At 60.8% G+C, this 20,210-nt stretch carries 30 protein-coding genes; 28 read left to right on the top strand and 2 right to left on the bottom strand.

Annotated features, from left to right (window positions below; genetic code table 11):
* Nucleotides 1–176 precede the first annotated feature (176 nt).
* From FPZ08_RS07150 to FPZ08_RS07105, 11 genes are all read left to right on the top strand, one after another.
* Entirely contained in the window at nt 177–761 is a 585-nt protein-coding gene (locus tag FPZ08_RS07150; protein ID WP_146289333.1) for a hypothetical protein, read from the top strand.
* Between the two features lie 20 nt (nt 762–781).
* Nucleotides 782–1,102 (top strand): hypothetical protein, encoded by a 321-nt coding sequence (locus tag FPZ08_RS07145; RefSeq protein WP_146289332.1) that lies wholly within the window; start codon nt 782–784, stop codon nt 1,100–1,102.
* Between the two features lie 100 nt (nt 1,103–1,202).
* A complete protein-coding gene (locus tag FPZ08_RS07140) occupies nt 1,203–1,883 on the top strand; it encodes an NERD domain-containing protein (RefSeq protein WP_146289331.1) in 681 nt (226 codons plus the stop codon).
* 2 nt (nt 1,884–1,885) lie between these two features.
* Entirely contained in the window at nt 1,886–2,095 is a 210-nt protein-coding gene (locus FPZ08_RS07135; RefSeq protein WP_146289330.1) for a hypothetical protein, read from the top strand.
* Between the two features lie 2 nt (nt 2,096–2,097).
* The gene (locus tag FPZ08_RS22585; protein ID WP_281285672.1) at nt 2,098–2,229 is read left to right on the top strand and encodes a hypothetical protein; all 132 of its coding nucleotides are present in this window, start codon (nt 2,098–2,100) and stop codon (nt 2,227–2,229) included.
* Between the two features lie 10 nt (nt 2,230–2,239).
* Nucleotides 2,240–2,491, top strand: coding sequence for a hypothetical protein (locus FPZ08_RS07130; protein ID WP_146289329.1), 252 nt, complete (start codon nt 2,240–2,242; stop codon nt 2,489–2,491).
* 103 nt (nt 2,492–2,594) lie between these two features.
* Nucleotides 2,595–3,275 (top strand): hypothetical protein, encoded by a 681-nt coding sequence (locus FPZ08_RS07125; RefSeq protein ID WP_146289328.1) that lies wholly within the window; start codon nt 2,595–2,597, stop codon nt 3,273–3,275.
* Nucleotides 3,272–3,454: a hypothetical protein gene (locus FPZ08_RS07120; protein WP_146289327.1), complete on the top strand. Its 183-nt coding sequence runs from the start codon at nt 3,272–3,274 to the stop codon at nt 3,452–3,454. Before FPZ08_RS07125 ends, FPZ08_RS07120 begins: the two co-directional genes overlap by 4 nt.
* Nucleotides 3,451–4,155, top strand: a complete 705-nt coding sequence (locus FPZ08_RS07115) for a helix-turn-helix domain-containing protein (protein ID WP_146289326.1) — start codon at nt 3,451–3,453, stop codon at nt 4,153–4,155. The genes FPZ08_RS07120 and FPZ08_RS07115 overlap by 4 nt, the downstream gene beginning before the upstream one ends.
* Nucleotides 4,152–4,991 (top strand): helix-turn-helix domain-containing protein, encoded by an 840-nt coding sequence (locus FPZ08_RS07110; protein ID WP_146289325.1) that lies wholly within the window; start codon nt 4,152–4,154, stop codon nt 4,989–4,991. Before FPZ08_RS07115 ends, FPZ08_RS07110 begins: the two co-directional genes overlap by 4 nt.
* 56 nt (nt 4,992–5,047) lie before the next feature.
* The gene (locus FPZ08_RS07105; RefSeq protein WP_146289324.1) at nt 5,048–5,629 is read left to right on the top strand and encodes a hypothetical protein; all 582 of its coding nucleotides are present in this window, start codon (nt 5,048–5,050) and stop codon (nt 5,627–5,629) included.
* A gap of 2 nt (nt 5,630–5,631) precedes the next feature.
* Here FPZ08_RS07105 and FPZ08_RS22290 read toward each other — a convergent pair whose 3' ends face one another.
* A complete protein-coding gene (locus FPZ08_RS22290; protein WP_246132822.1) occupies nt 5,632–6,423 on the bottom strand; it encodes a hypothetical protein in 792 nt (263 codons plus the stop codon).
* A 166-nt stretch (nt 6,424–6,589) separates the two neighbouring features.
* On the opposite strand from FPZ08_RS22290, the gene FPZ08_RS07095 reads away from it, so the two are divergent.
* Nucleotides 6,590–6,898 carry a hypothetical protein gene (locus FPZ08_RS07095; protein WP_146289323.1) on the top strand — a complete coding sequence of 103 codons (309 nt, stop codon included), beginning with the start codon at nt 6,590–6,592 and terminating at the stop codon, nt 6,896–6,898.
* A gap of 416 nt (nt 6,899–7,314) precedes the next feature.
* Here the strand turns inward: FPZ08_RS07095 and FPZ08_RS07090 are convergent, their stop codons facing one another.
* Complete coding sequence (locus FPZ08_RS07090) at nt 7,315–7,551, bottom strand: hypothetical protein (protein ID WP_146289322.1); 237 nt, start codon at nt 7,549–7,551, stop codon at nt 7,315–7,317.
* A gap of 325 nt (nt 7,552–7,876) precedes the next feature.
* On the opposite strand from FPZ08_RS07090, the gene FPZ08_RS07085 reads away from it, so the two are divergent.
* The 16 genes from FPZ08_RS07085 (at nt 7,877) to FPZ08_RS07015 (ending at nt 20,210) form a co-directional block, all read left to right on the top strand.
* Nucleotides 7,877–8,089 carry a cold-shock protein gene (locus tag FPZ08_RS07085; RefSeq protein ID WP_146289321.1) on the top strand — a complete coding sequence of 71 codons (213 nt, stop codon included), beginning with the start codon at nt 7,877–7,879 and terminating at the stop codon, nt 8,087–8,089.
* 210 nt (nt 8,090–8,299) lie between these two features.
* Nucleotides 8,300–8,620, top strand: a complete 321-nt coding sequence (gene rpsU, locus FPZ08_RS07080; RefSeq protein ID WP_425457576.1) for a 30S ribosomal protein S21 — start codon at nt 8,300–8,302, stop codon at nt 8,618–8,620.
* A 67-nt stretch (nt 8,621–8,687) separates the two neighbouring features.
* The gene (locus FPZ08_RS21855) at nt 8,688–8,843 is read left to right on the top strand and encodes a hypothetical protein (RefSeq protein WP_186767237.1); all 156 of its coding nucleotides are present in this window, start codon (nt 8,688–8,690) and stop codon (nt 8,841–8,843) included.
* Between the two features lie 480 nt (nt 8,844–9,323).
* Nucleotides 9,324–9,761, top strand: coding sequence for a P27 family phage terminase small subunit (locus FPZ08_RS07075; protein ID WP_146289319.1), 438 nt, complete (start codon nt 9,324–9,326; stop codon nt 9,759–9,761).
* Entirely contained in the window at nt 9,709–11,559 is a 1,851-nt protein-coding gene (locus FPZ08_RS07070; protein WP_146289318.1) for a terminase large subunit, read from the top strand. Before FPZ08_RS07075 ends, FPZ08_RS07070 begins: the two co-directional genes overlap by 53 nt.
* An 18-nt stretch (nt 11,560–11,577) precedes the next feature.
* A complete protein-coding gene (locus tag FPZ08_RS07065; protein WP_210246867.1) occupies nt 11,578–12,189 on the top strand; it encodes an HK97 family phage prohead protease in 612 nt (203 codons plus the stop codon).
* Entirely contained in the window at nt 12,186–13,562 is a 1,377-nt protein-coding gene (locus FPZ08_RS07060) for a phage major capsid protein (protein ID WP_146289317.1), read from the top strand. The genes FPZ08_RS07065 and FPZ08_RS07060 overlap by 4 nt, the downstream gene beginning before the upstream one ends.
* A gap of 63 nt (nt 13,563–13,625) precedes the next feature.
* Entirely contained in the window at nt 13,626–13,979 is a 354-nt protein-coding gene (locus FPZ08_RS07055) for a hypothetical protein (protein WP_146289316.1), read from the top strand.
* 9 nt (nt 13,980–13,988) lie between these two features.
* Entirely contained in the window at nt 13,989–14,738 is a 750-nt protein-coding gene (locus FPZ08_RS07050) for a hypothetical protein (RefSeq protein WP_146289315.1), read from the top strand.
* Complete coding sequence (locus FPZ08_RS07045; RefSeq protein ID WP_146289314.1) at nt 14,738–15,640, top strand: hypothetical protein; 903 nt, start codon at nt 14,738–14,740, stop codon at nt 15,638–15,640. Before FPZ08_RS07050 ends, FPZ08_RS07045 begins: the two co-directional genes overlap by 1 nt.
* A complete protein-coding gene (locus FPZ08_RS07040; protein WP_146289313.1) occupies nt 15,637–17,016 on the top strand; it encodes a phage portal protein in 1,380 nt (459 codons plus the stop codon). Before FPZ08_RS07045 ends, FPZ08_RS07040 begins: the two co-directional genes overlap by 4 nt.
* Nucleotides 17,016–17,966, top strand: coding sequence for a collagen-like domain-containing protein (locus FPZ08_RS07035; protein ID WP_146289312.1), 951 nt, complete (start codon nt 17,016–17,018; stop codon nt 17,964–17,966). Before FPZ08_RS07040 ends, FPZ08_RS07035 begins: the two co-directional genes overlap by 1 nt.
* Before the next feature lie 6 nt (nt 17,967–17,972).
* Entirely contained in the window at nt 17,973–18,560 is a 588-nt protein-coding gene (locus tag FPZ08_RS07030) for a hypothetical protein (protein WP_146289311.1), read from the top strand.
* A complete protein-coding gene (locus tag FPZ08_RS07025; RefSeq protein WP_146289310.1) occupies nt 18,557–18,877 on the top strand; it encodes a hypothetical protein in 321 nt (106 codons plus the stop codon). Before FPZ08_RS07030 ends, FPZ08_RS07025 begins: the two co-directional genes overlap by 4 nt.
* 344 nt (nt 18,878–19,221) lie before the next feature.
* On the top strand, nt 19,222–19,716 hold the full coding sequence (locus FPZ08_RS07020) for a hypothetical protein (protein ID WP_146289309.1): 495 nt from the start codon (nt 19,222–19,224) through the stop codon (nt 19,714–19,716).
* 2 nt (nt 19,717–19,718) lie between these two features.
* Nucleotides 19,719–20,210, top strand: coding sequence for a phage tail terminator-like protein (locus FPZ08_RS07015; RefSeq protein ID WP_146289308.1), 492 nt, complete (start codon nt 19,719–19,721; stop codon nt 20,208–20,210).

Raw genomic sequence — 20,210 nt, 5'->3', positions numbered from 1 at the left:
CCTCCTCCCCGCCGGCGGGCGAGTGACCTGCTTCGATCTCCTCCTCCCGGTCGATCAGGGCATTCGCCCATTCCATCACGCTGAGCGCCTTAGGGCTGCTCGCGTTCGTCTTTCCGCGTCCGGCTCGGGTTCCCGCCCTGCCGTTCGCAATCGCCTGGCGCATCAGCCGCTCGTACATGCGTGTGCCGCTGCGCTTCATCATCATCGCCTTTCCAAACGCTGTTCACGTGCTGGTTCAACAAATGCCAGCAAGCGAGGCCAAGGACTTGGAAACTCACTCCAGCGTCGTGGAATTTTCATCCAAGGATCGGGGCGCCATGACTGACGTCCAGTTTGCCTCTGAATTCATCCAGGAAGCCTATCCGGTCAGCGCCACTCGAAGGGTTGCTGGCGCAATCGGTGACGCTTTCGAAGCGCTCAAGCGCCGGGAGCGGTCGTTGCCCGCCCATGTCCGTCGTGACCGGCCCCGCCAATGGACGGAGCGGCGTGTGCGCGCCCTCTGGTTCAAGGAAGCCCGCCGCGTCGACCACTACGAAATCCAAGACCTGACGGCAGTGGCTGTCGAGGAGGCCCGCCGTGAAAGGCAATATCTCGAAGCTCGTCAGGAGCGCCTTGCTGCGATTATTGCCTTTGCCGAGGCGAGCGAAGCTGGCGACGTCCAGTTTGAGGCGAGCGAACGCATTCGCGGACTGGGTATGTCCGGAACTGGCTTCACCGATGCCGACGACAGCGCCGACCAGTCCCATGGCTGGGGCATCTAACCAAACCAAGGGAGAAGACCATGACCAGTCGTAAGTCTGCTCAACCCGTCGAAGTTGCCGCCCCGGCCATTCCCGCTGACGAATCCTTCGGTAACGCCATCAATGCCCAGAGGGATGCCGCGATCGTCGAGGAGCAGGTGCTTGCCTCACGCAAGGCCGCCCTAGTCGGCCAGTTTGAACGCGACCTCGCTCGGCTTCATGCGGGTTTCGATGTCAGCATCGCCTCGCTTGATGACCAGCTTAATCGCCAGGTCAACATCATCACCGCGGCCGATGCGGCGCTGATGGCCCTGACCGAGGCTCGCAAGACCTCCAACATAGTCGCCATGGCGGCCGAATAGCCATGCCGTTCGCCGGGAATATCCCCCTCATCATCTCAATCCTGCTGGCCCTGCTGGTCCTCTACACGGCGGCCTGCGTCTATTTCAGGAACGATTTGTAATGCCTGCTTATCGCAGCAGCGCCGAAGGCGAGATCAGGGAGGCGGTGGTGGCGCGTCTGCGCGAACGCCGTCCCGATGCCCGGATTATCCACGAAATTAATGTCAGCACCTATGGGCCAAACCGTATTGATGTCCTTGCCGTCAGCCCGACCGAGATTATCGCAGTTGAGGTGAAGTCATCGAAGGACAAGCTGGACCGGCTCCCGGCACAGGTCGGCGCCATGCGCGGCTGCGCGCACCAGGTCATCGCGGCTCTGCACGAGAAGTTCTTGGTGGAGAAGCCGACTAACCGCGGCGCCGCTCACTATAAGCGCGACGGTCTGTTCTATCTCCGCAGCACCCCCGATCTCGACTGTCGCCCGGACTCGGTCTGGGTCTTCCCGGAGATCAAGCGGAACATGCACGAGGATGGCTGGTGCCACTTGGCACCATGGCAATTGGCCACGGCCAAATTTGACGCACCGCTGCCAGCCGGAGCGATCGATTTGCTCTGGCGCGATGAACTGGCATGGCTCTGTGGCTCGCTTGGAGTTGCCGCCAGCCGCCGCACCAACATGGGCGAAATGGTCTCGGCGCTGCGATGGAATTGCACCGGCCGCGAGATCACCAAGGGCATCTGCACCGCCCTCCGTCGCCGAATCTGCACCGAAGCAGACCCCGCAATTGAGGAGGCAGCATAGCCATGAAGGGCTTCGCCAACCGCAATCCCCTGACCCAATGCGAAGGCAAGGTTGCCTACGGGTCATGGAGAGAAGCCAGGTCCGGCCGGCTGCGGATGCACAACCTCGAAATCTACCGCTGCCCGCACTGCGGACAGTTCCACCTCGGAAACAAGCCGAAAGGGCAGGGGCGTCCTAAGCCTCCTCCGCCGGCGATCGAACTGGAGTTTTGACGATGAACCAGCATGTTCCGCCGACCAAGACCTTCGTCACCATTGAGGGCCGCGCGCTCAAGGCGGCCCTGGCGCCGATCCTGTTCGTGGTCGAGAAGCGCAACACCTATCCCATCCTTGGTTGCGTCCGATGAGGGCCTAGCCATGCTCTCCATGCCCCATTCCCGCAAGGTCATCCGCAAACAGGATGAGGTAGCCGACCGCCTTCGGAAAGAGCTCAAGGCCGCCGGCATGGTCATCGCGCGCCGCAAGACCAAGCGTGAGCGGCTGATCGAAGCTGCCAAGTCTGGCCGGCCCGCCAACCTCCGCGAACAGGCCATCCAATCACTCTCAAAACGCCGAGCAGCAAGCCAGGTCCAGGCATCGCTCGATATGATCGCGGGGCGTTCGGTATGAGGGCTGACAGCACGACGATGTTCTTTGCGCTACTGGGATGGCTTGCTGCCTTCAACATCACGGTCGATTTCCTGCGCGGCTTTCTACGGGGAGTGCTCGGCCTATGACTGCAGCTTCTGCACGCGGCCTATTCCGCGCCACCGGTAACAAGCCGAAGCCCGTCGTCATCCAGATGCTGGATGGCACTTTCGCCAAGTCCGATAATGGACTGGAGCGCGAGGCCGACGACTTCTACCCGACGCCGCCGGAGCCGATCCGCGCGTTGCTTCACGCTGAGATTGATCGGCTGCGCGACTTCGATTCCGTCTGGGATGCCAGTGCCGGCGACGGCGCGCTGGTCCGCGAGATGGAAGCCGTTGGTCTCAAAGTCATCGCGTCGGATCTGATCGACCGCGGCTGCGGTGCCGAAATCAAGGACTTCTACGATTTCGACGCAGCGCCCTCTAAGGCGACCGTCCAGAACCCGCCATTCGGCGAATGCGGCTGGGGCAACGGCAAAGCCCGCTGGCTCAAGCACGCGCTCGACACCCTCGACATGGAATACATGGCGCTGCTGATGAACTGGGGCTGGCCGGGTGCCGGCGGCCTCGCGCCTTTCTATGCCGCCCATCCGCCGGCCCGCGTCTATCTCATGCGCTGGAAGATCGATTTCACAGGGCAGGGCGCCCCGCCAATGCTCAACGCCTGGTTCGTCTGGGACAAGCAACATCAGGGCGAAACCGTCCTGCGCATGCTCGACCGCAAGGATGCCCGGCAGTCTGAACTGTTCGGAGGTTCGGCATGATGTCCGCCAACGAATGGGCCTTCACCGAACTAGATATCCGCCGCGAGGAAGAAGCTGGCCCAGATACTGCTGACATGCATGTCGCGCGGCGGAAGCGCTGGCAGGCTCGCGGCTATTCGAAAAAGACCGCAGATGACCTTGTTGTCTGGGCAGAAGAACAAGACCGGAGGGCAGCATGAACAGTTACATACCCTTGTTGGCCATTCAGAGTAGACCGCACAGCATCATCTACCGGATGCCGGCCCGCGAGTATTCCTGCTCGGCGGAGGTGGAAGAGGCCAGTGCAGCAGCAAGGTCTCGACTGCACCCAAAGCCGTTACCGTTGCGTATGTCATCCGTAAAGGCCGCGCCGGTTCCGATGCCAGAGCCGCAGCAGCAGGAGGACATCCCGTCCGGCGCGCCGCTGAATATGCTCACCACCTGCCACTGGCGTTTCCTGGTGGCGGTGACCGCGCTCCGCCATGGCGTCCCGATCGAGGAAATCATGGGTAGGAGCAGGTCCGGGGCTTTCGCGGCGGCCCGGCACGAGGCTCTTTACCTTGTTGTGGCCCACACGCCCTTCAGCATTGCCAGAATCGGCCTCATGTTCGGGCGGCATCACACGACCGTCCTGCACAGCCTGAAGAAGTTCCCGCCCATCATTCGGGAGCGGGGATCGCCCTATGCCGTTGCGCCCGCCATTCCGAAGCCCTTGGCGACCGAGGCCGAAAACCGCCTGAATGTTGTCCGCGAGGGCTATGCCGCCGGTCTAGCGACCGCGGTGATAGCCGAGCAGATCGGCATGTCCAGATCAACTGTGAAACAGATCGCCCTCCGTCATCATCTGCGCCACCCGTCGAAGCCGTTCTATGGGGCGGAACCCAGCGATGCCGGCGCATGAGTAGACCCCGCTACAGCATCCTGCCGGCCGATTGCCTGGACGATCCTCGCTTCAAGGACGTGCATCTGCGCGTCCTGGTGAAGCTGGGCAGTCATACGGACAATCGCGGCTGGTGCGAGGTCAACCAGAAGAAGCTCGGAGAGGCCTGCGGCAAGTCCCGTGAGACGGTCAATCGGGCCATCCGTGACCTCTGCGAAATGGGTTATCTGATGAAGCGGGACCAGACCACGAAGGCCAACGGCCGGACCATCAGCCAGTACCGTGTCTTGATGGATCGCCCCGACCCGGCACCAGATGTAGACCCCCCTGTGACGCAAATCTCACAGGGGGTTGTGACGCCTGAAGATCACAGCCCCTGTGACGTAGCTACGTCACAACATAACGACCTTTCTTCCAACGACCATCCTTCGCTTCGCTCGGATAGCGAGCGCGTGGATTTCGATGAAGTTTGGGAAGTTTATCCTCGGCGCCGGCTCACCAACCGCCGGGATGCCAGGAAGGCGTTCGATGAACTGAGCATTGCCGAGCGGGTTCGCCTGCTCATCGCCGCCAAACGGTTTGCCCAATGGCACATCGAGGACAGCGATATCCGCAACGCCACCCCGGAAAGCCAGGTCGAATTCCGCATGGGGCTCGGTAAATGGATCAGGTCAGGCGCCTGGATTGACGCACTGACCGTGCCGCTGAAATCCGACCCGGCGCCGGCGAGCGTCGAGGGATGGGTCTACCTGCCCCCCCGATCACCCCGACTTCCGGGCTGTCGAGAAGATGCTGGGCAAGAAGCTGCCCATCGTCAGCGCCAGCGGCAAGCGCGGCTTCCGCATCGAGGAAATTGAACAGGCGAGGGCGACCGTGCCCGGACACCAATCCACCAACCACCAAGAGGCATAGAATGGCTAAGGGCAGACCACGTAAGATTGGCGTGAAGCGGACGAAGTCGGGGGCGATCAGCCGCGCGGCTGGCGCTTACAACGAGAATGCGGACGCCATCGAGCTGCGCATGCGGGTCTTCGGCCTCACCGAGAAGGAAGCCCGAGATCAGAAGGCGAGCACCTATGTTGGGCGGCTGTGCCTGGCCGGGCTGCGAAACTCGACTGACGGCGTCAGTGAGGCTCAATATGACGCCGCTACGGCCTATCTGGAGGCCTATGCCAATTTCAAGCGGGCAGTGAAGTCGCCTGACGCCCTGGCCACAGGCAGCGGCGGGGCTGGCGGCGCGGAAGGCCCTGGCTATGAGCAGTGGTGCCGGCGTGCCGTGTCGAAGTGGGAAGGCATCCAGAAGGCTGTCTATGCCGAGCAGGAAATTCATAGCCACGCCAATATGTGGGCGGCGCTGGACTATGTCGTCGGGCGCGACCAGCAGTTACCGCATATGATAGGAGACCTGCGCCTAGCGCTCAATGCGATCGGTCATTTTTTGGGTATAATCCCGATGCCACGAAAGCATTTATCGAGATCAGACGTCGCCGCGTGAGCTTATATTAGCGGGGCTGCGTTCTTCCAGGCTGATAAAATGGCAGCCCCAGCTTGCAGTGCGCCAATGAGGACGAGGGCACCAGTAAGCCCCGCAAGTAATCTCTGCTGTCTGACCATGTCATTATGGTGCCTCTCATCCTGCTCAAAGGCGTCTAGAAGTGCGAGCGCTGCGGGCTCCAGTACATACTGGCCTTGGTGGTTTGACAGGTGCCCAGATGATACCAGGGAGTCCAGCAACAAGTCATAATAGGCCATGACTGGGGCATTATCTGGGTGCAGGACCCAGCGATCTCCGTGCAGCTCACTTAAGACACTAATGGCTGTGGCGCTGTACCCCGGTGTTTCTAGAGATTTTTCTAGAAACAGGCGAACCATTCGGTTCCGCTCCGCTCGCACTAGCTTTTGGCGATTGAAGGCTGCCTGAGCGATGCGCTCCCGTAACCAAAAAATCCACGGCAGGCCTAGCGCCTGATACGTTAGGAATTCAGATGCTGACTGATAGTCGATTTGTATTTCACGGTAGTATTGACGCACCCGAACATGGAGACGCGAAAGCCTTTCGAAGGGTACGATTTCTTCAGTTCTGGCGCGTGTTTCTGGGTCGAAATAGTAGCAGTCATAGCCGCGCTGATTGATGGAAAGAACCACATACTCCCGACTGGTTTTTGAAGTGCCGAGCTGGGTTGTAAAGTAGTTGCGCGCATAGACTGCATCGCCTGCGAGAGGGATCCTTTCAGGGGATGGCTTGCGCATGGCAAGCTTCACAGCAAAACGTCTCGTCAATGCGCGCATGTTTCGGCCCCTAAGTTTAGGGGGCAGTGTTCCCTCTTGACGGCGATTCGCAAATCACCCTAAATGCACGTAATGCGATTTTCAGACTATCGTCTGAAGCGACCCGCCCGATGACCTCCGGCGGGTTTTTTCTTGTCTGCCCCCCCCAACATCGAAAGGACTGCCCATGCGCATCACTGCGTTCATTGGGGCTGCTGTCCTCGGTCTGTGTATGCTGGCGTTCACGCCGGTAGCCATGGCCGATCCGGCGCCCAACATCTGTGCCCTCGACCTGTCGCAGACTGTCACCGTCGATCATGCCATCGGTACTTCCGATGCCACCTGTGCTGTCCTGGCCGTCGATGTCGCTGCCGTGCCCCTCATGCTTGGCGACGAGGACGAAGCCGCTGGCACCTGTATGACCAAGTCCCATGCCGCCGTCCTCGACTTTGCCGGCCACCGCCAGCACGAAGACCCTGGCCGCTGCGTGATCTAGCCATTTAGAAGGTCTCGGTCGGGCGCTCAGGCGCTCGGCCTGTTTCTCAAGGGTGTGCATAGATCTCACGCCCTCGACAAACAGGCGGCTCGTGCTATCAGCGAACCATGCCCACTGAATACCGAGTCTCAGGCCCACCACTGATCCGCGACAACCGACCCATCGAACCGATGGCGCCAATCTATTTCTGCGAGGGATGCGGTTTCGAAGGTGCGCCATTCGGCATCCATCAGGGTGATCGAGTGTTGTCGTATTGCGGCTATCGAGATGGCCAGCCGATGTGTGTCGGTAAGGGGCGGAAGGTGCCTGGTTGAGGTGTTGGGACCGTACGCATAAGCGTGATAAACAGCGGATGTCGGGTCGCTACGGCGCGCAGGTCGCCCCTTTCGTTAGGGCACTCCAGCGACTGGTTAGGCTTATGGGCGTCCCGATCGAGGTTCTTCGGCCTCGTCATCCATGAGGTGGCGTAGCGCAACGCCTTGCGGCGTATTTTGCTCACGGGACAGGAAGTCCTTCAGGGCGACGTCGCGGACTTGCCCGCCAGACGACGCATTTGGCTGGTGCCTCACCTTGGCGTGTTCGGTGCCCCTTCCGACCAATAGCCATTGGTCGCCGTTTTCACTGCTGTAGAACGCTTGATCTTGAGTAGTCATGGTCGTCTCCTGGTGGGGCGACATGGCCCCGATCAGAGACAACGCCTGAGGCAGCCGTAGGAAACATTTTGTTTCTGTCGGGTGCTGCGGTGCTCGGCCTGTTGCATTCAGTTTGGCCACCTGACTTCGCTTTGGCCTTGCTTTTGCGCGGCATTGCTCCGATTAATGGCCGTCATACGTTTGCAGCCTATGACGGCTGCCTTTGCCGGTCATCTCCGGTCCTCGGCTCACTGCTTGAATGTGAACGTTTTCTAGGCCCAGTGCAGCATGTCGCTGTCGGGCAAGCGCTCGCGCCAAGGCACCGAGCTTCAAAAGGACTGTTTCTATGGGTAGCATCACCGGCACCGTCAAATTCTTCAACACCACCAAGGGCTTTGGCTTTATATCGCCTGAGGGCGGCGGTAAGGACGCTTTCGTGCATATCTCGGCTGTTCAGCAGTCGGGTCTGCAGGGGCTGTATGAAAACGACAAGGTTACCTACGACATCGAGAGCGGCCGCGACGGCAAAGAGTCCGCGGTCAACCTCACGCTGCTCTAGTAAATTTCGGTGATTTGACCTGCTTGCAAAGGCAAGCCAAATCACCGGCGTTTTAACGCGTCAGATCAAGGCTCGCTTCGGCGGGCCTTTTGCATTTCATGGGGCTACCCATGACACGCCTGCGCCATGATCGCCGATTGGGTGAGTGGTGGGCCGGCGGGTGCATTCCCGAGCTTAAAGTGATAGGGCGGGCCATAGGAGCACTCCAAGGTGCTTCCTCCGCTTGCCCACCGGGTGAAACGGTCACCAAAGCTAGGAAAGTATTTGCAGGTTCAAGTCCGCGACAACAATGTCGATCAGGCACTTAAGGTGCTCAAGAAAAAGCTCCAGCGCGAGGGTGTCTTCCGCGAAATGAAGCGCCGTGCATATTTCGAAAAGCCCTCTGAAAAGCGTAAGCGAGAGGCCGCTCAGGCCGTAGGCCGTGTACGCAAGGAGGCTCGAAAGAAAGCAATTCGAGAAGGCCTGATCGAAGGTCCGAAGAGGAAGGGGCCTGAGCGCGCTAGGGCCCCATCTCTGGTTCGCGGGGGCTGAACACCACCGCATAGCAAACAAACGCCCGCCCGGCATTCCGAGGCGGGCTTTTTCATGAGAAAAGCATGTGGCACGCGTCTCGATGACCTTTTCGGTCAAGCTCCCATGGTGGTACGGCGCCCGCATCCTCACCCTGGCAGCACTGGCCAAGGCCGGCTTCGCTATCGACATGAAGGCAGAGGCCGAGGCTATCGTTGATGCGGCCAAGCTCACTGCCGACTGATGGCAGGGTTCGAGGACAGGCGCAGCCCAGAGGCCCAAGCCTATCGCCGCCTCTATGGCCTGGCCAAGTGGAAGCGGACACGCAAGGCACAGCTCGACAAACAGCCTCTATGCGAGAACTGCCTCAAGCATGGGCGCTATACCCCGGCGACTGTGTGCGACCACGTCGACCCGAAGACCAAGCTCGATCCGCTGACGTTCTTCGCTGGTCCATTCCAGAGCCTATGCGACGATCCTCGATATCGGTGCCACTCCAGCATCAAGCAGTCCGAGGAGCTTCATGGCTTCGTCAAGGGCAGTGATGCCCAAGGCAGGCCAATGGACGCCGACCACCCATGGAACAGGCGGCAATAGGCCATCTAGGGGGGGTATGCTGAAAGTTCAGGCGGCCTAGGGCCTCCACCGGCTGGGTCCAAGCGTTCGCACCGAGAGCAGTTTCAGAAGTAAAAGTTGGGGCCACCCCCGAAGGGGGTGATGTGTCATGAGCGTAATCAGCATCGATGGCACCGGTGAGATCGTCCCGGAGCCAGACTGGGAATCGCTGTTCTCGGATGTGCTGGAGATCGCCGCGGCGCGAGAGCATTGGCGGGTCATCACCACTGAGCTGCGCGAACGCCAGTTGATGGCTCCCGGCAACGGGCATGCCCTTCAGCGCCTCATCGTCGCCTATGTGATTTACGACCGGGCGTTGCGCGAGGTCGCAGAGCATGGCGCGGTGTCCAAACCGAAGCGGGGGAACAGCCGGGCGATTGCCAGAACATCGCCGCACTTCACCGTAATGCGCGACGCGGCATCCGATGCCGCGGTGCTCGAGCAGGAGTTCGGGCTTTCGCCACGTCGGCGTGCTGCTGCGACGAAGGTGCCAAATGGTAAGAAAGCGCCAAGGGCAGCCGACAGCTACCTCGCAAAGAAAGGCTGATCCAACCACTGACTACGCCAAGGCTGTCGTCAAAGGCCGCCGGCCAGATGGCAGCTTGCCTGGCGAGTTTGAGATTGCTGCATGCCAGCGTCATCTGAATGACCTGAAGCATGGCCCGGATCGCGGGCTCCGTTGGGAGCCTGACCGAGCGGCTCATGCTATCGGGTTCTACCCGGCGATGCTGACCATCAGCGAAGGGGCGAAGGTCGGAAAGCCATTCGAGCTTTTGCCCTGGCATGTCTTTGTCGCTGGTTCGCTGTTCGGCTGGCGGAAAACGTCAGGCCGCATGCGTTTTCGCTCTGCATGGCTTGAGACTGGGAAAGGCCAGGCCAAGTCGCCGTTCATGGCCGCGACTGGCCTCTACATGACGGGCTTTTATGGAATTCCTCGCGCCAAGGCATTTGCCATCGGCCAGGACCGGAACACGGCGAACGTCCTGTTCAAGGACGCGGTTGCCATGTGTCGCGGGCCTATCCCTCCGGCACCAGGGGAAGAGGTTGACGAAGCCGACACGCTGGTCGAGCGCGGTATCGCACTGATCCGTGGTGAAGGTGACAATGCATGGAAGGTCGAGTTCCCGGAGTCAGGTTCGCTATTCCAAGCCCTGGCCAACGGCGAAGCGGTCTCGGGACCGAAGCCGATTTTGGTCGCAGCCGACGAGATCCACGAATTCAAGTCGAACACGTCGATCGAGGTGTGGAAAGCCGCTATCGGCAAGATGCCGGGCGATGCTCTGATGCTGCTGGGGACCAATACCCCGGCGGTTGATCAGATCGTCGGCTCGAACTATTCGGCGTTCTATCAGAAGGTCGCCACGGGCAAATTCTTCGATGATGAGGCGTTCGCATTCATCGCGAGGGTCGATGCCAGGGACCACGAGACGGTCTTCGAGAACCCTGAGGTTTGGACGAAATCGCTGCCGGCGCTGGGCATCACGTTCCCACGCGAGAACATCGACGGCATGGTCAACACGGCCAAGCAGATGCTCTCGACAGCGCTATCGACCAAGCGGCTGTATTTCGGCATCCCGGTCGGCGCCAGCGAGTTCTGGATTGCCGAGGACGCCTGGATGGCGGTCCTTGGCAAGGTTGATCCTGCGAAGCTCAAGGACTGCAAGTGCTGGCTGTCACTGGATTTGTCAAAGAAGAATGACCTGACCGCGCTCACTGCGGCCTGGCTCGATGCCAAGGGGCATCTTTGGGAAAAGACTTGGTACTGGACGGTGCGGGATCGGCTCAAGGAGCGCTCCATTGCCGATCAGGCGCCCTACGTCGAGTGGGTTGAAGCGAAGCTGATCACCGCCGTGGATGGTGCTGTGATCGACAAGTCTTTCATCGCGCAGCAGGTCGCGGAGATATGCGCCGAGCATGATGTTGAGTTTCTGGCATTTGATCCGGCCGGCATCGCCGACTTCATCGCGGCATGTGAGCAAATCGGCCTGCCGGTCTGGAAATTCGAGGGGCCGGACAAGCCTGCAGGGCAGGGGCTGAAACTGGTCAGCCACGCCCAAGGCAAGATGGTTAGGTTCGAGGAAAAGCAACTGACGATGCCCAGGAGCATCGAGAGGTTCGAAGACCGCATTTTGGCCAAGACCATCACCATCGAGGATTCTCCGGTCACCACGTCGTGCGCTGCCAACGCTCATGTCGTGAGCGATGGGCAGGAAAACCGGGCTTTCGATAAGGACCGCAGTCGCGGTCGCATCGACGGGCTGGTGACTTCGGCGATGGCGGCCGGCGCCGCCGACAATGAATTGGGCGAGCCGCCCGTCGCTGAATACCAACTCATCATCGTGTAACCCGGAAGGGACACCTCCATGACCATGACCCGAGCCTACAGCGTCCTTGAGATCAAGGATCTGGATGAAGAATCTCGCCGCATCACTGGCATTGCCTCGACGCCCAAGACCGACCGGGCAGGCGATATCGTGATGCCTGAGGGTGCCGTCTTCACCCTGCCCATCCCATTCCTCTACCAGCACGACAGCCGGCAGCCGATTGGCCATGTCATAGAGGCGAAGGTTTCGAAGAAGGGCATCGAGATCACCGCCGAGATCGCCAAGGGTGTGCACGACGATGTCGAGCGTGCCTGGAAATATATCAAGGCCGGCCTGGTGCGAGGCCTCTCCATCGGCTTCCGCGGCATCGACACCGAGCAGATCCCGAACTCTTGGGGCATGATTTTCGAGAAGTGGGAGTGGCTGGAGCTTTCGGCCGTCACCATTCCGGCCAATGCCGATGCCTCGATCCAGTCCATCAAGCAATACGACGCCGCGGCGCTGAAGGCGGCGACCGACGCCGAAGCCAATCCCGATGACACCGACCCTGCCGCGACCGGCAAAACGGGCCGTGTGGTCAAGCTGGATGAACCTGCCCGCGACCGGGCGAAACCCTTCGTTATTCGCTCGATTGTGAGGACAAACCAATGAGCAAGATTTCTGAACAGATTACGGCTTTCGAGCAGAAGCGTGCTTCGCTCGTCGCCGCCAACGAGACCATCATGAACAAGGCGGCCGAAGATGGCTCCACGCTCGACAAGGAGCAGAAGGAGACCTTCGACGGCAACGAGGCCGACATCGTCGAGATCGACGATCACCTCAAGCGCCTTCGCGCCATGGAAAAGGCCAATGCTTCCACGGCTAAGCCGGTTGACGGCACGACCTTGAAGTCCGGAAACGAATCCCGCGACCTGGCGAATCCCATCGTCCTGAAGCGGGGCGACAAGGACGAGGCCTTCGAGGGCCAGAACTACACCCGCATGGTGATCGCCAAGACCCTGGCCCGCATCGATGATGTCTCGGCCGTTGGCGTTGCCCACAAGCGCTGGGGGCAGCAAAATCCGCAGCTGGTGGAATCCATCAAGGCCGCGGTGGCCGGTGGCGGCACCGAGTCCGGTGAATGGGGCGCCGAACTGGTCCATATCGACCGCTACACAGGCGACTTCATCGAATATCTGTACAGCCGTACCGTTTTCGACAAGCTGCCTCTGCGGGAAGTCCCTGCCAACGTCAACATCGCCGGCCAGGATGGCGCGGCGACCGGCTACTGGGTTGGCCAGTCGAAGTCCATCCCGCTCAGCAAGGCTGACTTCATGGATGTGAACCTCACGCCCCTGAAGGTCGCGGCTCTGGCCGTGGTGTCCAAGGAACTGCTGCGCGATTCCTCGCCCTCTGCTGAACGCCTGGTGCGCGATGCTCTGGTCGAAGCCTCCGCTCAGCGCGTCGATCAGACCTTCCTTGGTACCGGCGCTGCTGTGTCTGGTGTCTCGCCGGCGGGCATTCTCAACGGCGTTTCGGCTGGCACCAGTGCCGGCAGTGACATCGACGGCGTTATTGCTGACGTGAAGGCGCTCTACGCTGCCTTCATCGCCGCAAATAACGCCGATGGTCTGCAGTTCGTCAGCACGCAGTCCCTGTCGAAGGCCCTCGGCCTGATGCAGAATGCGCTCGGCAACTGGGCTTTCCCTGGCCTGTCCGCCAACGGTGGCGCTCTGCTCGGTGACCCGCTCGTGGCCGGCGGCAATGTCGGTGCCGGGGATCTGATCCTCCTGAAGCCCTCCGATATCTACAAGATCGGGGATCGGGGCGTGGAAGTTTCGCTCTCCACCGAGGCGGCGATCCAGATGGACAATGCACCCGACGGCGCGTCCGATACGCCGGTGGCCAATACCAGCGTCGTGTCGATGTTCCAGACGGATTCGGTGGCCATCAAGGTCGTGCGTCCGCTGAACTTCGCCAAGCGCCGCGCGTCGGCTGTCGCCTTCATCGGCGATGCTGATTACGGCGCCATCCCGGCCTCGTAAGGCTCCGCTTTAGTCAATCCAGTGGGCGGCGCTGCTGCCCACTGATCTCCAATGGAGGCGCAAATGCGTGATCTTGTAGCCACTAAATCACTGGTCTATGCCACCCGGCGCCTGCAAGCGGGTGATTATTTCACCACGCGCACCCATCGAGATGCGCAAATCCTCGTCGCGATCGGCAAAGCCAAGGCGACCAGAACCCCTGGCAAGATCGACGCTCCGCCAGCGCAAATCATCCAGAGGGCGAAGCAGCCCCATGATGCCAATGGTAAAAAGGGCGGCTCGAAAATCCCTGACGGTGACAAGGACGCGCTAAACAAGCTGCGCGCCGACTATCAGACCCTCGTCGGCAAGAGGGCCTTCGCGGGGTGGGATGCTGTCGAGTTGCAGCGTCGCATTGATCTGGCGCTCGCGTCGTAGCGCTCACCGGTGATTGTCTATGACCATGGCCATCCTGTTTGGCGGGCCCGCTATGACCGGCTCCACCGGACCAATGGCGCGTTCACATACTCCCAGGACATATGCAAATGGCACTTGCCAATCTGGCGGGGGCTGCTTGGGCCGGCGGATTCGATTGCCACCTGCGGCAAAGTTCCTGACGCGACCGTGCAGTATCTGCACGAGCGCACACATGCAGACTTGAGCAGCAAAACGAAGCTGTTCGTCACCACCTATAAGGATTTGGCCGAGACCCTTGGCTCGCGTGGGTTGTGGATACCGAACGCCGTTGACGCTTCGGCACTTCCTGCGCACCGGCCTGCTAGGGGGTGGGTCTACTACGGAAATATCATCGGCGATAAGCGCAAGTCCTTCGATCGGCTGGCGGGTCTGAACTTCGACACGGTTGCCGGGGTGAAAGACCAGCGGGAAGCGCTCGAACGGGTCGCGCACTACCGCTATGGCATCGGCGTCGGCAGGTGCGCGCTCGAGATGATGGAAATCGGCCTGAAGGTTATGATTTTCGGCAAGGATTTCGGCGGCTTGATCCTGTCCAGTGCGGATTTCGAGCGCCAGCTTGGCGCAAATTTCAATGCCAATGTGATGACCGGGGTCGCGAGCGTGGCTGAGGGCATTGCCCACATTGACGATGCGCTGGGCGTTTCCTCGACGTTTCAGCAGTCGCTGAAACAGATCGAGGCCCGCATCACAAATGGCTGGCGCCGAGTGAGTACAGCGTGATGGATGTGGTTATTCCATACCGGAGCACGCCTGAAGACTTCGAATTGCGCTATGCCTTGCGGTCTCTGCCCAATGTTCCGCACGACCGGGTGATTGTCGCTGGCGATAAGCCGGTCATCATCAGCAAGGCCGTGCAGCATGTGCCGGTTGGCCGGGTCGAAGATCGATATCAGTCTTCGACGGCGAATATCGTTGCCGCGATCCATGGAGCAGGGGTCCAGGGCGAATTCATCGTCATGCACGACGATATTTTCGTGCTGCGACCGTGGTCTTTCCGCCACGAGCATCTCTGCACGATCGATGAATATTTGAAGGGCGGGCAGGCGACGGGCCGGTACAGGGCATATGTCGAAAGCACACAAGATATACTGCGCAGCAAGGGCATCGCGGAGCCGCTGTGGTTCGGGTTGCACACGCCCACGGTCTATGATGCCCTGCGCCTCGCAGACCTCGTGGATGGCTTCGCTGGTCACCGCTACCTGCTGCGGACGCTCTATTATAATCTGTTCCCGGCTCCGAGCGAGCGCCGTCGAGATGTAAAGACCAGAGTGTGGCGCGCGCCGCCGGCCGGCGCCGACGTGCTTTCGGTGTCCGATGATTGCGCCCGCACCGCTGGCTTCCGCGCATGGGCAACGGCGCAGTTCCCCGACAAATGCCGGTACGAGATTGGCACTGATGGTCGTTGCCTCATTCTCGGTTATGGGCCGAGCCTCTGGGATGATGTCGAGCGCGCGCTTGATGGTGGCGACTTTGCTGCGGTCATCGCCTCCCCAGAGGCGGCTGAGCATTGGCCGGGCGAGGTTCTGGCCATTGCCTACGATGATGACCACGCCGACCGGATCGCCCGATCCTGCGGCTTTGAAGACACAACCTGGTGCGGACGCACAAAGGAGGCGGCATGAAGATTTTCGGCATGTCGATCTCGTGGAAACGTGCCGAAAAGGCCATGTCTCAGCCAGACGAGAACCGGGGCTGGTGGCCGATTATCCGGGAGAGCTTCGCTGGGGCATTCCAGCGTAACGTCGAAGTCAAAATGGAAAGTGTCCTGTCTTTCCATGCGGTCTTCGCCTGTCAGACGCTGATTGCCTCTGATATCGCCAAGCTTCGGATCATGCTGGTGGAGCAAGGCCGCGACGGCATCTGGACGGAGGTCAAACGCTCTGCCTATTCGCCCGTTTTGCGGAAGCCGAACATCTACCAGAACCGCATCCAGTTCTACGAAAGCTGGGTGCTGTCAAAGCTCCAGCAAGGCAACACCTATGCGTTGAAGCAGCGCGACGGTCGTGGCGTCGTGGTGGCGATGCACATTCTCGATCCGCAGCGCGTCAAGCCGCTGATCGCCGATAATGGTGATGTGTTCTACGAACTGAACACCGACGCTTTGGCGGGCCTTCCTGAGCGCGTCGTGGTGCCCGCGCGCGAGATCATCCACGACCGGTTCAACTGCATGTTTCACCCGCTCGTGGGCCTGTCGCCGATCTTCGCGAATGGCCTGGCGGCCACGCAGGGGCTGAACATCCAGAACAACTCGGCGCTGTTCTTCCAGAACGGCTCGATGCCTGGCGGCGTGCTGCTAGCGCCTGGCCGGGTAGAGCCGGAGACCGCGGCGCGCCTAAAGGAACATTGGGAAACCAACTTCACCGGGAAGAACCGCGGAAAGATCGCGGTACTGGGCGATGGGCTCAAGTACGAAGTGATGACCTCGAAGGCCACCGATTCCCAGTTGGTCGAGCAGCTGAAGTGGTCTGCCGAGGTGGTTTGCTCCACCTACCATGTGCCGCCCTACAAGATCGGGATCGGGGCGCAGCCGACGTATAACAACGTCCAGGCGCTCAACACCGAGTATTATTCGCAGTGCCTGCAGGTGCACATCGAGAGCATCGAGCTTTGTCTCGACGAAGGGCTTGGGACTGGCGAAACGCTGGGCACCGAATTCGACCTCGACAATCTCCTGCGCATGGACAGCGGCACACAAATGGATGTGCTGGAAAAATCCAAGGGCAAGATGACGCCCAATGAGCAGCGGAAGCGGCTCAACCTGGCTCCGGTTGAGGGCGGAAATACCGTCTATATGCAGGAGCAGGATCACAGCCTCGAATGGCTGGCCCGGCGCGATGCTCAACCCATTGAAGCGCCTGTCCCGCCGGCGCCCGAGCCAGAGCTGGAGTCCGAGGTGTCGGGCGATGCGCTGTCCCAGGCTGCCAAATCCATCCTTGAAGCCGAGTTCAAGGAAATCTCCCCACTGCTCGCTCTGCCGAAGCCGAAAAGGGCCGCCTGATGAAGGAAACGGAAATCGCCCTTCTGATGAAGGGCATGGCGCCAGTTATCGGCAAGTTGATCGGCCAGATGGTCGAGCCGCTGGTTACCCGCGTTGCCGAGCTTGAGCAGGTGATTGCCGACATGCCGAAGCCCCAGGACGGCCGCGATGGGCTGAATGGCAAGGACGGAACCGACGGTCGAGATGGCGCCGACGGTGCCCCTGGCCAGGACGGGAAAGACGCTGAGCCGGTGACTGCTGAGCAGATCGCCGACGCAGTGGCGCGGTACCTGGCGGCCAATCCTCCCGTGGCCGGCAAAGATGGACGTGACGGTATCGATGGGCAAGACGGCGCCGCCGGCATGGATGGCAAGGATGGTGAGCCGGGCCGCGACGGCGTGGATGGCAAGGACGGCGCACCTGGCCCGAACGGTATCGACGGGAAAGATGGCGCCCCCGGTATTGACGGTAAGGACGGACTGCCCGGCAAGGACGGTGCGAATGGCAGCCCCGGCATGGATGGTGCCGATGGCAAGGATGGTGTGGGGTTGGCCGGTGCCGTCCAGAGCAAGGATGGGCACCTGGTGTTGACCCTGACTAGCGGCGCCACGGTTGATGTAGGCCTGATTGCCGGCCGTGATGGACGTGATGGCAGCGACGGCGCGAAGGGCGCTGACGGCGCCGCTGGTCGTGACGGTTTTGGCTTCGATGAGCTTGATCTTGTCGAAAGCGATGAAGGCGTATCGCTGCGCTTCGCCCGGGGCGATGGCGTCAAGGAATTCGCCCTCCCGGTTGTCTTTGACCGCGGCGTTTACCGCGAGGGCGTCGGCTATCGGAAGGGCAATGGCGTCACCTGGGGCGGTTCCTACTGGATTGCGCAGAAGGATGGTCCGTTCAAGCCAGATACGCCTGACAGCGGTTGGCGCTTGGCTGTAAAGAAGGGCCAGAACGGCCGGGACGCGGGAAAGTAGGCCGGCATGTCGACCATTAGAATCTCCGGCCCAAGCCCCATTGTTCTGCCGAGCGAACTTTCCGGCACCTATCCCGACGACGATGTCGCGGCGCTCGCCGCGATCGCTGCTGCGCAGGGGCGTATTGACGGCCCGACAGGATGGGTCGGGCGGTCCTTTGGTGTTCAGGTGCTGGACACCCTTGTTACGCTCCAGCCTGGCCGCTGGTATCGCCTGCCTTATCCGCCGGTCATCGAAATTGTATCGGTGACGGGAGCGGATGGAGCTGAAGTCTCCTTCGAGGCCGACCCAGTTGAGCTCGACCGGATCAAGATCAGCGGGCCGAGTGGCCAAGTGCGTGTTCGGTATCGCGCCGGGTATGAATTGGACGAAGAAACCGATGAGGGCACTGGCGTTGTGCCGGCGCAGGTCAAGCAGGCTGTCATTGTTGGTGCTGGTCGTATTCTCGCCTTTGACCCGCAAAGCGTTGGGCTGCGGTCGGAAAGTGTGGAAGGGATCGGAACCGACGCATACGCGGCGCCCGATGCAACTGAAGCGGCGGTCGATCTTGTCATGTCGCGCCTACTGTCTGGCCTAAAGGTGATCACTCCATGACGCCAGAACGGGCGATTGCAAAACTTGATCGGCAACTGTCCCGCCATGGCCAGGCTATTGCGTTCAAGCGCGGTGCGACTGAGCAAGCGGCAGTCGGCTTCGTCCGTGGCTACAAGGCCGAACAACTGGTCGGGCTGATCACTCAGCAGGACCGGGAAGTGGTTGTCTCGCCATCGTCGCTGGCCACGTTTCAGCCGAAGGAAAACGACGATTTTATCATCACGGCCGGCGCCAAGCTCGGCAAGGTCATGACGGCCGAACCCATCCATATTGGCACGACGCCGGTTCGGTGGAATCTGCGCGTGAGGCTGACATGACCATGATCCACACATATGGCGAGATCGCTGCGCAACACCCGACCGGCCGCTTTCGGTTTCGGAAGGGGTGGTTCGGTCGCAGGGTCCGGCAAATTGAGATTAAGAGCCCTTGGCCACGTTATCCAGCCGCACCGCGTCCCCGCAGGGATGTTTGGGAGGATGGTGGATATACCTTTTGGCGCGATGAACGCGTCACTGACACGATCTACGGTGCGTCTACGGCACAAGGCGCTCCCTGATGGCTGGGGCCAATCAGCGGCTGTTCGCCCCTGGCTGCGCAGGCGACCCGGGAGGAAACACAGCAGGCACTGGCGGCGCTGGCAAAGCGCGAGCACGCCAAGGTTATGCAGGACGATCCACGGCCGAGCCGGTTCATTCGGACTGTCGACGGCGTGCGTGGCGCGCGGGAAGAGCAGGTTCGGGCCGATGGGACGATCATCTATGTCTATCCCCGCCTCGATGAAGTGGTGCAGGTCGCGCTCGATACGCTGTTCGACCTGTCGCCGGTTCTCTCCGGTGCCTATCGCATGAACCATCGGCTGTTTGTCGACGGCGTCGAGGCCCGCAATCTGGCTGGCTGGGACGGGCAGGGCGACATCATCATCTCCAATTCGATGCCGTATTCGCGGAAGATTGAGCTGGGCAAGATGACCATGCGCGTGCCCGGCAGTGAGCATGTCTATGAGCAGGCGGAATTCACCTTGCAGCAGCGGTTCGGCAATCAGGCGCGCATCTTCTTCACCTATCGCGGGCTGATGGGCGGATCGGTTCTCACCAGCAAGCAGGGGGGGAACAAGAGCGAATATCGCTATCCGGCCCTCGAAATCAGGGAGCGCTGAGTATGGGCAGCTATGGCGCCGCAAAGGCTGCAGTTCGGGCCGCTCTTGAGGCTGGCTGGACGACGACACGCATTGCCTATCAGAACGAGGTTCCTGACGACCCATGGCCGCCCAAGGAGGTTGTGCCGGGGTCTAGTTTCCCGGCCTTCCAGCCTTGGGTCTATCTGGAAATGGCGACCATGCCAGGCCAGACGATCCGCGGCGTCGGCGTACCGGGCGATCATCTGAGCCAGACCAATGGCATGATCTACGTCCACGTCTTCGTGGAGGATGGCACGGGCGAGGATCTTGCCACCCAATATGCCGAGACCATCGGCGAACTGTTCCGCAGCAAAAAACTCTACGAGGCAGATGGCTGCTACCTGCGCACCTGGGTTCCTCGCGTTGATGAGGGTGGCGATGCAGCGGCGCAAAGCGAGATTGCAGGCGTCAATGCCGGCAATTGGTTCCGGGTCACCATGTCGGTGCCCTTCCAGTATTTCCACCAGGGGTGA

This window comes from Devosia ginsengisoli (assembly GCF_007859655.1).
Lineage (GTDB): Bacteria > Pseudomonadota > Alphaproteobacteria > Rhizobiales > Devosiaceae > Devosia > Devosia ginsengisoli.
Note: the sequence above shows the minus strand (reverse complement) of the source record. Positions and strands in the feature narration are given on the sequence as shown.

What these genes read in the sequence shown, in the direction of transcription:
- FPZ08_RS22585 (WP_281285672.1), top strand. Translation starts at nt 2,098, where the DNA reads ATGAACCAGCATGTTCCGCCGACCAAGACCTTCGTCACCATTGAGGGC.
- FPZ08_RS07110 (WP_146289325.1), top strand. Translation starts at nt 4,152, where the DNA reads ATGAGTAGACCCCGCTACAGCATCCTGCCGGCCGATTGCCTGGACGAT.
- FPZ08_RS22290 (WP_246132822.1), bottom strand. Translation starts at nt 6,423, where the DNA reads ATGCGCGCATTGACGAGACGTTTTGCTGTGAAGCTTGCCATGCGCAAG.
- FPZ08_RS07120 (WP_146289327.1), top strand. Translation starts at nt 3,272, where the DNA reads ATGATGTCCGCCAACGAATGGGCCTTCACCGAACTAGATATCCGCCGC.
- FPZ08_RS07105 (WP_146289324.1), top strand. Translation starts at nt 5,048, where the DNA reads ATGGCTAAGGGCAGACCACGTAAGATTGGCGTGAAGCGGACGAAGTCG.
- FPZ08_RS07065 (WP_210246867.1), top strand. Translation starts at nt 11,578, where the DNA reads ATGACCATGACCCGAGCCTACAGCGTCCTTGAGATCAAGGATCTGGAT.
- FPZ08_RS07020 (WP_146289309.1), top strand. Translation starts at nt 19,222, where the DNA reads ATGCAGGACGATCCACGGCCGAGCCGGTTCATTCGGACTGTCGACGGC.
- FPZ08_RS07115 (WP_146289326.1), top strand. Translation starts at nt 3,451, where the DNA reads ATGAACAGTTACATACCCTTGTTGGCCATTCAGAGTAGACCGCACAGC.
- FPZ08_RS07015 (WP_146289308.1), top strand. Translation starts at nt 19,719, where the DNA reads ATGGGCAGCTATGGCGCCGCAAAGGCTGCAGTTCGGGCCGCTCTTGAG.
- FPZ08_RS07140 (WP_146289331.1), top strand. Translation starts at nt 1,203, where the DNA reads ATGCCTGCTTATCGCAGCAGCGCCGAAGGCGAGATCAGGGAGGCGGTG.
- FPZ08_RS07150 (WP_146289333.1), top strand. Translation starts at nt 177, where the DNA reads ATGCGTGTGCCGCTGCGCTTCATCATCATCGCCTTTCCAAACGCTGTT.
- FPZ08_RS07025 (WP_146289310.1), top strand. Translation starts at nt 18,557, where the DNA reads ATGACGCCAGAACGGGCGATTGCAAAACTTGATCGGCAACTGTCCCGC.
- FPZ08_RS07060 (WP_146289317.1), top strand. Translation starts at nt 12,186, where the DNA reads ATGAGCAAGATTTCTGAACAGATTACGGCTTTCGAGCAGAAGCGTGCT.
- FPZ08_RS07030 (WP_146289311.1), top strand. Translation starts at nt 17,973, where the DNA reads ATGTCGACCATTAGAATCTCCGGCCCAAGCCCCATTGTTCTGCCGAGC.
- FPZ08_RS07145 (WP_146289332.1), top strand. Translation starts at nt 782, where the DNA reads ATGACCAGTCGTAAGTCTGCTCAACCCGTCGAAGTTGCCGCCCCGGCC.
- FPZ08_RS07130 (WP_146289329.1), top strand. Translation starts at nt 2,240, where the DNA reads ATGCTCTCCATGCCCCATTCCCGCAAGGTCATCCGCAAACAGGATGAG.
- FPZ08_RS07045 (WP_146289314.1), top strand. Translation starts at nt 14,738, where the DNA reads ATGGATGTGGTTATTCCATACCGGAGCACGCCTGAAGACTTCGAATTG.
- FPZ08_RS07035 (WP_146289312.1), top strand. Translation starts at nt 17,016, where the DNA reads ATGAAGGAAACGGAAATCGCCCTTCTGATGAAGGGCATGGCGCCAGTT.
- FPZ08_RS07090 (WP_146289322.1), bottom strand. Translation starts at nt 7,551, where the DNA reads ATGACTACTCAAGATCAAGCGTTCTACAGCAGTGAAAACGGCGACCAA.
- FPZ08_RS07040 (WP_146289313.1), top strand. Translation starts at nt 15,637, where the DNA reads ATGAAGATTTTCGGCATGTCGATCTCGTGGAAACGTGCCGAAAAGGCC.
- FPZ08_RS07055 (WP_146289316.1), top strand. Translation starts at nt 13,626, where the DNA reads ATGCGTGATCTTGTAGCCACTAAATCACTGGTCTATGCCACCCGGCGC.
- FPZ08_RS07095 (WP_146289323.1), top strand. Translation starts at nt 6,590, where the DNA reads ATGCGCATCACTGCGTTCATTGGGGCTGCTGTCCTCGGTCTGTGTATG.
- FPZ08_RS07125 (WP_146289328.1), top strand. Translation starts at nt 2,595, where the DNA reads ATGACTGCAGCTTCTGCACGCGGCCTATTCCGCGCCACCGGTAACAAG.
- FPZ08_RS07070 (WP_146289318.1), top strand. Translation starts at nt 9,709, where the DNA reads ATGGTAAGAAAGCGCCAAGGGCAGCCGACAGCTACCTCGCAAAGAAAG.
- FPZ08_RS07075 (WP_146289319.1), top strand. Translation starts at nt 9,324, where the DNA reads ATGAGCGTAATCAGCATCGATGGCACCGGTGAGATCGTCCCGGAGCCA.
- FPZ08_RS07135 (WP_146289330.1), top strand. Translation starts at nt 1,886, where the DNA reads ATGAAGGGCTTCGCCAACCGCAATCCCCTGACCCAATGCGAAGGCAAG.
- FPZ08_RS07085 (WP_146289321.1), top strand. Translation starts at nt 7,877, where the DNA reads ATGGGTAGCATCACCGGCACCGTCAAATTCTTCAACACCACCAAGGGC.